The following is a 14,469-nucleotide window of genomic DNA, read 5'->3' as shown; positions in this document are numbered from 1 at the left end:
ATTTTGATTTCAAATTTTGTATAAATTCATTTCAACTCCTTTAGATTTTCTGTATTTTTCCAAAACTCTTTTAAAAAAGAGAAAAATAAAAAATAGGCTTTAACCTATTTTGTTTTCAGACCCCCAATCACTTCCTTTTTATATTAATATACAAAATAAGATAAGAGGGAAGATAATAATATGCAAAGTATTCCTTAAAAATAAAATTTTAAATTTTTACTTGATCTTTTTATACATGTTTTATGTTACAAGAAAAAGTTTAAACTTTGTTTTTATAACAAGTAATTTTGCAAGTGATTAAAACCTAAAAGAGAGATATTAAATAATTTTTGTATAATTAAAAATTAATTATAATTCTTGTTTGAGGAGACATATGGATAAAAAACTAAAACATTTAACTGAGTTGCAGTACAAAGTAACTCAAGAAGGTTATACCGAAAAACCTTTTGATAATTTATATGACAAACATTTCGAAAAAGGGATTTACGTTGATATAGTTGATGGTACACCATTATTCATATCAACAGATAAATTTGATTCAGGATGTGGTTGACCAGCCTTTAGTAAACCTATAAATAACGAAATTATAAAAGAACTAGAAGATAATTCATATAACATGAAACGCACTGAGGTCAAGTCAAAAAATGCAAATTCTCACCTAGGACACGTTTTTTCTGACGGACCAAAAGAATTGGGTGGTTTAAGATATTGCATTAACTCTGCATCTCTTAAATTTATACCTTTTGAACAAATGGATCAAGAAGGTTATTCAGAATACAAAAAATACGTTAAATAATTCTTAACGTATTTTTTGTATTCTTTCTTTATTAAAATTAAGTAAAAAATAACATATAATTTAGTTATGATAAAAAACCAATATGATGCAAATAGTATTACAAAATTAGAAGGATTGGACCCAGTTAGAAAACGTCCTGGAATGTATATCGGAGGAACCGATGTAAATGGATTACATCACCTAGTATGAGAAATAGTTGATAACGCTATTGACGAATCTCTTTCAGGTTTTGCGAACCATATAAAAGTTATATTACGAAAAGATGGTTCGGTATTAGTTTCAGATAACGGTAGAGGTATACCTGTTGATAAGAAAAAAGGTGAAAACAAAACCGCAGTTGAAATTGTATTTACCGACCTACATGCGGGTGGTAAATTTAATTCTGGTACATATAAAACCGCAGGTGGTTTACACGGTGTCGGATCAACGGTAGTTAATGCTTTATCTACCAAACTAATTGTAACTGTTTCAAGAGATAAAAAAATATATAGAACAGCATTTGAACAGGATAAAATAATTGAAAGAACACATGTGATTGGAAATTCAAAAGAAAACGGAACGACTGTAGAGTTTTGGCCAGATTATAAAATTTTTAAAAAGGCTAAATTAAACATTCATACAATTTCTGAAAGATTACAAGAAAGTGCTTTTTTAGTTTCTAACTTAAAAATTGAGGTTTTAGAAGAAGAAACTAATTTTCACGAAATATATCAATATAATAACGGAATTAATTCTTTTTTAAATTTTATAAACGATGGTAAACAATATCTCACAAATCCCGCTTCTTTTAAAGAAGAAAAAAAAGATATTGAAGTAGAATTCGGATTTCAATGAACAGATTCATACTCAAATGTAATGTTAAGTTTTGTAAATAATGTTAAAACAAGAGATGGTGGAACTCATATTAAAGGACTTGAGAGAGGGTTATTAAAAATAATAAATGAATATGCTCAAAAAGAAGGTTATTTAAAAAATAAAGCTAATTTTGAGTTGAACGATATCAAAGAGGGTTGAACTTGTATTTTATCAGTTAAAATACCTGAAAACATCCTCGAATTTGTGGGTCAAACAAAAGATAAATTAGGTACACCTGAAGCAACCGGTGTTGTTGAGGATATAGTTTATAAACATATAGGTCTCTGGCTTTATGAAAATAAATATCAAATGAACCGCGTTTTAGATAAAATCAAAAACGCGTATGAAATTAGATTACAACAAAGAAAACTTAAGGATGATGCGAGAGTTTCCAAAAAGAAATTAAAAGAAAAAAGCGTAATAAGTGATAAATTAACTCCCGCAACGTCAAATAAATCATCTGAAAAAGAATTATTTTTAGTCGAAGGAGACTCTGCTGGAGGTTCTGCTAAAAGTGGGAGAGATCGTAAATTTCAAGCTATCTTACCTCTACGTGGTAAAGTAATTAATGCTGAAAAAAGCCAAGCATTAGATTTACTTAAAAATAACGAAATAATAACCATTATAAACGCTATTGGTGCCGGGTTTGGTAGTGATTTTGATGTTAACAAATCTAATTATAATAAAGTTATTATAATGACCGATGCTGATACTGATGGTTCCCATATACAAATATTATTATTAACTTTTTTCTATCGATTCATGAAACCTTTAGTAGAAAAAGGGATGGTTTATATTGCAATTCCACCACTATATAAAATTACTAATAAAACAAAAAAAACAATACAATATGCTTGAGATGATGAAGATTTAAATAGGATAATCGAAAATCAAAAAAATATCGAATTACAAAGGTATAAAGGTTTAGGTGAAATGAACGCAGATCAATTGTGAGACACCACAATGAATCCTGAAACACGTACATTAATAAAAGTTACAATAGAAGACGCTAGTTTAGCAGAACGAAGAGTAAGTACTTTCATGGGTAAAGATGCTTCAAAACGTAAAATATGAATTGATAAAAATGTAAACTTTACACAAGAAGATACTGATTTTATGGAAAAAATGAAAAACATAAATTAGAGTGATATATTAAAATGCACTCTTTTTTTTACTTTTAATTCCGTTAATAAATATATACATAGTATAATAAAATTAGGAAACGAGGTCAAATGACATTTAAAAAACTTTTTAAAATAATTGGTTTAACTATTGCTAGTTCTAGTTTACCAATTATTGCTATATCTTGCAATAGTTCAAAAGAAGATAATTTAGAAAATAAAGTATCTGAAAATAAAGAATCAAAATCAACAACCGAACAATCAAATACACCAGAATCTAATTCAACTAGCGAAGAAACAAAAGAATCAAACGAAGATAATTTAAATATTTCAAAAAAATATGTGTACGATGATACAAATGATTATTATGAAAGCGCAGATGGTTTATCAGGCCAAGAATTACTTAATGAAATAACTAGAATTCAAAAATCACACATGAAAGGTATTGGAACTTATAACGATCTAAAAAAACTTTATAACACAACAAACGCCTTTAGAGATATTTATTTTGAAAAAGATGACACTATATTAGATGTATACTCTGAAAATCCAGACGGTGAAGATCCATATAATTTTAAAGAATATATGACTAAAAACGGCGGGAGAGAAGGTGATGGTACTAATAGAGAACATATAATTCCTCAATCATGATTCAATAAAGAAAGTCCATTAAGAAATGATGGTCAATTTGTATGACCAACTGATATAAAAGTTAATAATAGAAGAAGTAATTATCCGCACGGTAATGTTGTTGAAGCATCTTACACTTCACAAAATGGATCTAAATTAGGTACTGATAGTCTTAAACAAACTGTTTTTGAACCTGTAGATAAATTTAAAGGAGACATAGCTAGAGCATATTTATATTTTATTGCAACATATAACGATAAAAATATCTTAAATAGAAATAGTATTTTCAAAAATAAATTCCCTTACATAGATGCATTTTTCCTAGATGTATATAGAGATTGAGATAAAAATGATACAGTAGACATCTTTGATATTACAAGAAACAATGAAACAGCAAAATTCGAAGAGATGAGAAACCCTTTTATCGATTATCCTAATTTATACGAAAATATTTTTGGTGAAAATCCTAAACCATTCCATAATAAGGGTGTTTTAGTTTCAATTCATGAATAATACGTTAATCGTATTATTTTTTAATCTAAAAAATAAGTAAATATATTATTATAAACTATTTTGTTTTAATTTAAAAAAATAATTAAAAAAGGTAAAAAATATGAAAAACAATAAAAAATAATAAATTTTTAGCATTTTCGGTGTGAATATTATATAATAATGTTCCAAGCTTAGCAATAGGTTTGGTACATTCCTGGCTAATTCTTACATAATAATTAGTCATAGTTTAAAAATTTAAAATATTTTAGTTTTTCTTTCTTGTTTATTTTTAAAGGTCAAATACTCTCTCTTTCTCGCCTTTATAAATTTCAAATAAAATAATAGTAATTATTATTACTCTTTTTCCTTAGTTTTTAATTAGTCAGGAATTGTAAACAGTATTTACATTTTATTAATAAGCTCCTTTAATTAGGAGTTTTTTTTAAAACCCACTCATTTTTAATATGAGTGGGTTTTACATCTACATTTTAGAGATTAAAGTTCTATAATCTTGATAAATTTGAGAAATACTTTCATCTTCAAACGAAGCCTTTATAACTTTCGATAAAAATTCTGAAAGAGAAATTATTTCTAATTTTGTAAATCTTGACGCTAATTCATAATTATCAATACTATCTGTAATAATTACTTTTTCGACATTTGGGTTGTTTTCAAACATTTCAAATCCTTTTGTGAAAATTCCATGTGTTGCAGCTACAACAACTTTTTTTGCACCATTTTCCTTTAATGTATCAACAGCCTTCAAAATAGTTCCACCTGTATCAATAATATCATCAATAATAACGGCATTTTTATTTTCTATATTACCAAGAATACCCATAACCTCAGTTTTATTTACGTCGGTTCTTCTTTTATCAATAATACAAATTTGAACAGTGTCAGCAATTAATTCTGCTAATTTTCTTGCTCTAACAGTTCCGCCGTGATCCGGAGAAACAACAGTGAATTTTTCTTTCATATCTTTAAGTGCAATAGCAATAGGATATTGCCCCTTTAAATCATCTACAGGTATATCAAAAAAACCTTGTATTGATGGGTTATGTAGATCTACACATGTTATCTTTGTTGCTCCTGCAGTTTGTAATAAATCAGCCATTAACTTAGCACCTATTGGTTGTCTACCACTTGCTTTACGATCTTGCCTTGCATAACCATAGTAACTTAAAATAATATTAATAGATTTAGCGCTTGCTCTTTTTAATGCATCAATAAAAAGTAATAATTCAATTACATTTTCGTTTACTGGTCTGCTAGTACTTGCGATCACAAAAACATCCCTATTTCTTACAGTTTCACCCGGAACTAACATTGTTTCTCCATCTGCATAAACTGTTCTTTCAACTTTTGAAAGTGGCAACTGTAGTAATTCTGAAACTTTAGTTGCTAACTTAGTAGAATTATTCATTCCGAATAATACACAATCTTTTTTATTCATTTACTTCTTTTATTCCTTTTTCTTAATATTACAACTATATTTTACAATAAAAGCAAAAAATAAACGCAACTTTATAAAATAGTTACGTTTATTAATTATTCTTTTCAATCTAATAAATTTGGATGGGTCGGATTGCTGTTTATAGTTTCTCCGGTTATCTTACCATTTCTTACATGTATAACTTTATCAGCTATACGCTCTATATATTGGTTATGAGTAACCATAACTATTGTAATTCCATACTTTTTATTAATATCATATAAATAACTTAAAACTAATTTAGTAGTTTTATCATCTAGAGCACCGGTAGGTTCGTCTGCAAAAATAATATCTGAATTTTTAGAAAGAGCTCTTAAAATAGAAATACGTTGTTGTTGACCACCAGACATTTGTGAAGGATATTTATTTTTTACATCTTCCATATCAAAATCTTTAAACAATTGGTCAATATTTAATCTTTTTTCTTTGTTTTTTTGCAAATAAGCCCCTGTTTCAACATTATCGTAACCAGATAAATTTTGTAATAAATTATAGTTTTGAAATATAAAACTAACGTTTTTTCTTCTAAATAATGTTAATTGTAAATCGCTTAAATAAGGTAGGTTTGTATCAGAAACAATAATGTTTCCACGAGAAGGACGATCTAAACCACTAATTAAATTTAATAATGTCGATTTACCTCCTCCTGATTTACCAAAAATCATTACAAATTCACCTTTATTAATGCTTAGAGAAACATTTTTCAAAACACGAGTTACGGTGTTACCTGATAAATAATATTTACTTACGTTTCTAACTTCAATTATTTTACCTGGGTCATTTTTTAATGTTTTGAATTCATCTTTAGGTCTTCTTTTATTTGCTGCCCTATTAAGCTTTCTTGCAATTGCTCGATCAACAATCATTTTTGAATTCTTAGAATCTGAATCAAGAACTTCAAAAACATTTTTACGAGTAATTTTTTGATTTAAATTTTTTTTAGAAACAACAATAGGTTCTGAAGTGTTAATCTCTGAAGTTGATTCTATATTTTTATCGTTTTTTTCAGTCATTATTTTCCTTTCAATAAGTCAATGGCTTTTATTCTATTTATATTAAATCATGATAAAACAGCTGTAAGCACAAATATGCTTAATACTACCGTGCTTGTTAATAATATATTTAATGGCGACAATATTAGTGGAATTGAAATTGATGCCGCTGTAGTTAAGAAGGAAGTGAATACTACCATCATACCAAAAGCAATTGGCAATGATATTAAAATTGAAATTATTATAAATGGCACATAAATACCAAAGAACATTTTTATTTTTTCTTTACTGTTGTAACCTAAAATAGATCAAATAGCAATATTTTTCTCATTTTCATTAATTAATATTGTTGAAATAATAATTAATATTATTATAGAAATAATAAAACTTAAAGACGAAACAATTGTAACAATTGTCTGAACTGTTTTTGCAATATTTAAAGTAAATGATACTTCAATATCTTTAGAATCTATTGTATAGGCCGACGGAACATAAAGTTTATCCTCAAAAATATTTGCAAACTTTTCAATAGAATCAGCGGCCGATGTTGTTTTTACTCTATTATATACGGATGCAAAATTATCGGTTTTTTTATTAAAGTTTGGATCTAAAAATTTTACAATATCATAAATATCATATCCTAGTGAAACCATAGCACTATCTACTAAGTTATTTGGTAATACTTCCTTAGAACCAAAAATACCATCAAATAAATCGTTTAAATCTTGTTGTGTTAATGATTTTGTTGAAAATGAATTAGCACTAGGTGAATAACCACTTAAAGAGTATAGCCCTGTAGACCATAATAATTGAATAGGTAATTTATGTCTAGATAAGATACCATTAAATTTATAATCTTCTGGATTTAAGTTACTAATTAATGATGCATATTTAGTATTTTTTATTTTTTCAAATTTTGAATCCACTAAATCTGTGATTCCAGTAATTTTATCCGCTGCATATTTAGGAATAATAAATTCATTATTGATATATGTTGGATTAATTGCATAAACTTTAAATTTATAATTATTTAATTGTTCTTCTACAGGTTTATCTAACAATTCATTGAATTTTGAAGTATATCTATTTGTTGTGTTTAAAACCTTTAAATTAACGATATCTCCAATATCCAATTTATATTTTTCTTTTGAAACATAATTAATAATTAAAGGTATTGGTTTAAAAACGTCTTTACCTTGATTTTCAAATATTTTATTAATATCAACAAGTAAATTAGAATCATTTTGATCTATTATTTTAATTTGCTTGTTATCTTCATTATAACCATATAATTTGATTTTTTCATCATTAATAACACTATCGACATAAGTGTATATCTCATCAAATCTTTTGTCAAAATAAATACCATTAAACGAAACCATAAAATCAAAATCTTTATTTATTTTATAAATTTCGTTATACGCATTGACTAAAAATTCACGATATTCGTCTCTGTATTTTGATGTAGTTATATTTTCATGTGTGTAAGCTTTTTCTACATCGTTTCATTTCATGTAGTAAAACTTACCTTTAATTACATCATTATTATCTGGAACATAAAGGAAAAAGTTTTTAATACCTTTTTTTCTAGTTTTTTCAACATCAACTTTAGGTGTATCATTTGCATTTTGTTGTTCTTTAAAAACAATATCTTTTTGTGTCAACATTAATGCATACCCAACATTATCATGCGATTTTATAACTCTAGATTTTTGAGAATCAGGTAATGAATTATAAACAACTTCAAAAGGATTAATAGAGACTGCCGAATCAACTGTTATATTAACAGAGAATTGGGTAATTAGGTGACCATCAAATGGATTAGGGATACCGTTTTTGTTTATACCATCTTTATTTATGTTTATCTCTTCAGAAACACCAGATTTGAAATAATCAGCATTGTATGAACTAATTTCTTTAACATCACCGACTGGAACATAAATATTATTACCAATATTTTGAGGATCTATCGTATTAATAGGACCGCCTTGATCTGTCGGTGAAACTAAATCAAATTTATAATTATATGATCTATTTTTGTAGGTATCTTGAATAGATTTTTCAAATACACCAAATGTTGCAAAACCAAACGTTGTGGTTATACTTGCTAAAACAACACTTATACCAAATGAAGTTAATTTTCAAAAACTATTCAACACTAAAGAGGCTCCAAATTTAGTTTTAACGCTTCGTCCTTTAAATAATGAAATATATTTTTTATAAAATTCACCAGTATTTAATTCTACTATTCCGGACATTAAATCAATTGATTTATATCTTAAAGAACGCAGAGAAATAGTAATTATTAAAAGTGACATAGATAATAAAGGAACAACAATGTTAACTATTAATGATAAAGGTGAAAAATCAAGAGTTTCTATTGGTATTGTTCAATAATTTTTAAGTATTTTTAATGAAACTGATTGCATTAAGAAACCAGTTATATATCCAAGTAAATTACCAGTAAAAATTGTAAAGAACGCAAAAACTACCATAGAAGCAGATATTTCTAAAGGTGTATAACCTTGAGCTACTAATATACCAATAACTTTATTTTTATTTGATATATATCTTTTAATAATAAATACTATCGATACCACAACAAGTGTTATCAAAATAATTAATAGTATAGTAGAAACCTTTGAAACTGAGTTGATTATAACTTCAATAGCGGTAATTCTAATACTACGCTCAGGATTGATTGGATCTAGCTCATTATAAAGAAAGACTCTTTGTAAATTAACAGTATTATCAATTTTTGATTGAACAAATATTTCTAATTCATTTTTAAGTTCTTCATTAGTTAGCCCACTTAGATTAGTATCATTTTTAACTGTTAAATATTCTTTAACTAAATTACCAGCATTCGCTTTTCTAATTCTATCAAAACCTTTATCGTTAACGTAAACTATTGCTTGATCTTCGACATTCAATTGAATATTATTTTCATCTTGAATAGGGTATAGATAATCAAAAGTTATATCATCACCTACAATTATATATTTAGAACCATTGATGTTTAATAAATATTTATCAGGTAATGAGTTAACAAGTTCTAATAATTCAATTGGATCTTTAGGAATAAAACCGTTATAAATTTCTTTATTATTTCTAGATAAGAAAGCGTAATTTACTTTTGCTAAATATGATGATGGTTGATCAAAAACAAGTATATTATTGATTTTTGTCAAGGAGGTTATTGAATTAACTAATTTAAATATATCATCAACTAAATGAAGTTCAAAAATATTATATAACTCTGGATTTTTGTTTGTCTTATTAATTAAATCAACAAATAAGTCATTATCCAAGGCAATACTGTAAGTTAAATCACTTTCAATAGTAGGAATAATAACGTTTTCACTGAAAAAGGAATTTATAAATTTGTACGTTGACTCTTCCCCTTTTGAAAGTAATTCTTCTAAGTCAATTGTTTTATTAATCAAGAAATATCCAATATTAGAGTTATTAATTGCGCCTTTATTATCTCTACTTACGTCTGTTAATAATCATAAAACAACTTGTGGGTATTTTAATGTTAATAAAGGATTTATTAAAACATCTGAAATCCCAAGTTTTTCAATAGAATTAAATTTATATTCAGAGTTTAATAATTTATTTATTTTGTCTATATTATCATAAATATATTTATTTGAAAAGATTTTGTGAATCAAATTATCAACAACTATAGAATGTAAATCATTATATCTTAATGTTTCGCCATCAATTTGATCGATATCACTATTTAATTTTGAGTACAATTTAGATGCACCAATATATGAAAATTGTTGTGAAAGCGCAAATTCATTTTCTTTGAAGAAATTTTCGAATTCAGGAAATTCAATAATTAAATTAGCAAATAATTCATTTTTATATCTATTGTTTTCTTTTACAAAAAGCTCATCATTAATTTTAAAAGAATTAGATAAACCTCTTGTAATACCAAATTTAGTTTCTTCAGCTAAAGCAATATTTGCGTATGGTTCAAATAATTTAAAGGAATTAATATATTCTAAAATTTTATCATTATTAGCAAGTGATAATAATTTATCAGCAAACTCCATTTTTCTTTCGATAGTAATTTTAGAATTTTCAATTCCAAATAAATCAAATCAAATTTTAAATATTGGATAAAAATCTTTTAAGTAATTAAAAGAACCTTCTTTTAAAGTAATGAATTTACCTAAAGTTTTTGATATCAAACTATGAATTAAATTTTTATCAATATTTTGATAAAAAGCATAAAAGTTATATAAAGATGATAATGACTCGTTAAATTTACCATTTAATAAATGTTGTTTATTTAACTCAAACGAATTAACAACATCTGTTCAAACCTTTATTTTATTTTTAAATTCTGGGCTTGTAATATCTGTATCTTTGTTTCAATCAAAAATAAAATTTGCTACATTTTTATCATTGCTTGTAAGCTTTTCTCATTCAAATACTTCGTTTTTTTGAATTTTATTAATTAAATTATGTATTTGACTAAAATAATCACCTGATTCAAGCCTCGCAACTTCTGATGGATTATTTTTAGTATCAATATTCTTGTCGTTTTCGCTTAATAACCCAAGTAAATCAAAGTAATCTAGTTTTTCAGAGTCGTTTGAAGGAATTATTAAATACTCATTTTCTCCTATTTCAACACTCGAACCTTTAAAGGATAGGTTAAGCATATTAGCTATTTCTGTCTTAATACGTTTATTAGAACCTGGAAGATGAAATAAACTTTTTATAATAGAATAAATTATATCTGAAGTATTTAAGGAACCTGCTAAGTAATATCTTGTTACTTCAACATAATCATCAAATAATTTATTATATTCTGTTGCTTGTATATCAAACGGAAGTACTTTTATTTTGCTTTCCATTGTTTCTATAAATACATTTAAATCAAATAATTTAATAAAAAATTTTAAACCGTTAATTGTATTTTCAAATTTTTTCCTGTCGTTGTTATTGTTAACATCTATTAATTGGACTAAATCAATTATTTTAGATGGAATATTTCCAAATAGACTTTTACTAATATTTTTTAATGATTCTTCGTTTTTTAATAACGAAGTATCAATATTATCTAAAATATTAATCAAGCTTGTTTTTAATAATTTTTGATCTATCGACTTTAATAATGATATGACTATTTCGAAAACACTTAATTTTCTTTGTCTTACAATACCATTATTATCTGTTTCACCTTTATTATATTTGTTTTGAAAAAAATCTTCCATCTGATCAGTAAACTTAATAAAGTCAATTGATTTTATTAAGTTGATAATATTATCAATAAATAAGATTGGATCTTTTGAAATTTTTGCTATTAACGAAGTATTTATAACATCGTTTATGTTAAATTGAGAAAATAAACTAAATAAATTAAATAATTTACTTAATTCTGCCGCTACATACTCTTTTCTTATTTCTTCTGGTTGTTTATTAATGTATTCTTTTGCTTTTTGGAATATATCAATCAAAAACTTTTTGAAGTAATCACCTTTTTCATTGTGTGACATAACATAAATACCATCTAAAATCATTTTAGGTAATACTATTAAATTGATTTCACCACTTGAAAATATTTTAGCAAAATCGTTTTTATCAAAAGCTGTTTGTATAGCTTCTGTAAAAGCATAAATTGTCTCTTTCTGTATAAATCCATTTCTAACTATATCTGTTTTAAGAAAATTCTTTTCAATTTTTTCAACAGCTAATTTAAGTGTATTTTGTGTTAGAGCTTGGTTAAAAGATTCGGTTTCAGGACCTCTAAAACCAAAAGGTACATAAACATTATTTTTATAATTTGGAGAAATTTCGGCCCAAACAGGTTTGTTTATTTCTACTTTTAAGGTTAAACTATGTTTTCTTAAAAAATTTAAAAAATCTTGATATAAAATTAATCCGTCGTTAGCATATTCATCGCTATATTTGGAATTAATTCAACCAACTATTTGACCACTTTTATTATATTCTGGAGATAATAAATTAATAATATAATTATTATTTTTATCTTTTGATAAAGATATACCAATTTCAGCGAAAACATTATATTGATCAAATCCTAAATTAGCGTCATTTCTATAAAAAGCTAATTTATAAACTTTTTGTTTTACAACATTAACTTCGTTATTCAATTTATTAACAAAAACTACATTGTCAAAAGAAAAATCCGGACTAATATATTCATTATGAGGCAATATATTATCAAAAGATTGCTTAATAATTACAGAAGCAACATAAGGTGGTATTTCTTTACTTCTAAAATATTTAGCTATATCTTCTGAAATATTGTTTATTGGTGTAGGTTTTGATTGTTCATTTACTAATAAATCGTTATTATTTTGTATTCCATCAATCGTTCTGTTTGAATCTCCTAAATTCACAAAATGATAAACTTTTTTACCCTCGTTGTCATTAAATGAATCTATTGTTATCGATTCTCTAATACCTATATTTTGCGATGTTACCTTTTTTTCTGCAAAATTATAAATTTCTTTTTTTACAATTTCTAAGGCTCCGTCTTTAATTTTTTGAATCGCGTTTTTAGCAACATCTTTATCGGTTAGCTTAGTATATATATCATTATTTAAAGTGGGTATTTTTTCAATTTGTAAAATAGTTTTATACTCTCTTAAACTTCCGTAATTAGAAAAGTCTTTATTAAATAAAGAGAATTTAAAATTTTGAGGTTGTAATGATGGTTCTGATAATGTTATATTTTTAGTATTAATTTCATCGTAAGAAATATTTGGATATTGTTCACTAAGTAAAGTCATTTTATCAGATAGTTTTACTTGACCATTGTCATTATAATAATTTGATGTATAAACTAAAATTTCTTTGTTTCAGTATGAAAATTTACTAAAATCTAAAGGTAATTGTCCGCCATTTTCTATAATCAAACTTTCAACATAACTTTTATAAGCACCACTTCACTTATCCGCACTACCTTCAACAAAAGTTGTTTCATATAATTTTCTATTATAAAATGTCTTTTTTGTTAATTTAACTGCTCATTCAAGTGGTATTACGTATTCTTGTCCTTTTTTAAAAGTAATCTTTTCTTTTATAAAATAATTTACAGAATCACTACCAAAAAGATCCGCATAATTAATATTTTGTTTTAAATTTGTTGAATCGTAATCGTTCTCATTTGCGGGCTTGTTATACAATTGTGGTGATATACTATCATCAATCATATAAACATAATCACTATTTTTAGATTTTTTTAATCCTAATAATTGTAGCGTCTTATCTTTATCAAGTCTTATGACTTGAACCGTCTCATCTCACTGATCTTTCTTCAAAACGTCAAATGTCATTTCGTGTGTATCAGGGTTAATAAACAATGATTGTAATTGAGAAAATAAATACCCTTCAGGATTGCTTGAAATTAATAAAACGTCAGATAAAGTATATTGTTTATCAAAACGAAATTCTTTATTGGTATTTATTGTTTTTGTCTTAGTTGATGGAACAAAACTACCGTTTGAGTCAACAGAATAAAGAGGATATGTTATATCATTTTTAAATACTAATTTTTTGTCATTTTCTGAATAGTCTAAATATAATAAGTCTTGGGACTCATTTGAAAGTTCAGAATTATAACTATTAATCAAATTTTTAAAATCATGACTTAGTAAATATTTGTTTCTTAAATTTACATCTATTTGGTCATTTTGAAAATTATTTAATTTAATATATTTTTGGTTAATTAATTCAAAATTAATAGCATTACTTTGTTCGGTAGAATTTTTTTCTTCGTACCGAATTGATTTATCATAACTAGGTCCACCCTCAGATCTTGTTAGACCATTAATAAAATAACCATCATTAAAAGCATTACCATTAGTAGGTAAATTTAAGTCTACTGTTAAATCATGTTTTTTTGAAACTGCTTTATATTTATCAAATTGCTTTTGAATACCTTTAGAAGTATCATTAAGCATAGTGAAAATAGCTGAAGTTAAGAAAATAAGTATTGTTAAACCCGCTACTGTAATTTTATTTTTAAATAGCGACCTAAAAACTTCTCTAAAAAGTTTAATCATATTTCTCCTTTTATAATGATAGTTTAAATTATATATA

The 14,469-nt window shown here is 25.6% G+C and carries 6 protein-coding genes; 3 read left to right on the top strand and 3 right to left on the bottom strand.

The window, feature by feature from the left end; all coding sequences use genetic code 4:
* The first annotated feature begins 373 nt into the window (after positions 1-373).
* The 3 genes from msrB (at position 374) to KQ876_RS03620 (ending at position 3,915) form a co-directional block, all read left to right on the top strand.
* The gene (gene msrB / locus KQ876_RS03630) at positions 374-796 is read left to right on the top strand and encodes a peptide-methionine (R)-S-oxide reductase MsrB (RefSeq protein WP_205852164.1); all 423 of its coding nucleotides are present in this window, start codon (positions 374-376) and stop codon (positions 794-796) included.
* Between the two features lie 66 nt (positions 797-862).
* Positions 863-2,794 (top strand): type IIA DNA topoisomerase subunit B, encoded by a 1,932-nt coding sequence (locus tag KQ876_RS03625; RefSeq protein ID WP_216490345.1) that lies wholly within the window; start codon positions 863-865, stop codon positions 2,792-2,794.
* Positions 2,795-2,883: 89 nt separating this feature from the next.
* Positions 2,884-3,915 (top strand): endonuclease, encoded by a 1,032-nt coding sequence (locus KQ876_RS03620; protein ID WP_216490343.1) that lies wholly within the window; start codon positions 2,884-2,886, stop codon positions 3,913-3,915.
* Between the two features lie 460 nt (positions 3,916-4,375).
* Here KQ876_RS03620 and KQ876_RS03615 read toward each other — a convergent pair whose 3' ends face one another.
* From KQ876_RS03615 to KQ876_RS03605, 3 genes are all read right to left on the bottom strand, one after another.
* Entirely contained in the window at positions 4,376-5,350 is a 975-nt protein-coding gene (locus KQ876_RS03615; RefSeq protein ID WP_205852167.1) for a ribose-phosphate pyrophosphokinase, read from the bottom strand.
* Between the two features lie 95 nt (positions 5,351-5,445).
* Entirely contained in the window at positions 5,446-6,402 is a 957-nt protein-coding gene (locus tag KQ876_RS03610) for an ABC transporter ATP-binding protein (protein WP_205852168.1), read from the bottom strand.
* A complete protein-coding gene (locus KQ876_RS03605) occupies positions 6,402-14,432 on the bottom strand; it encodes an ABC transporter permease (RefSeq protein ID WP_216490341.1) in 8,031 nt (2,676 codons plus the stop codon). The genes KQ876_RS03610 and KQ876_RS03605 overlap by 1 nt, the downstream gene beginning before the upstream one ends.
* Positions 14,433-14,469: the final 37 nt, after the last annotated feature.

Origin of the sequence: Mycoplasma sp. CSL7491-lung (assembly GCF_018913965.1) — a bacterium.
GTDB lineage: Bacteria > Bacillota_I > Bacilli_A > Mycoplasmatales > Metamycoplasmataceae > Mycoplasmopsis.
Note: the sequence above shows the minus strand (reverse complement) of the source record. Positions and strands in the feature narration are given on the sequence as shown.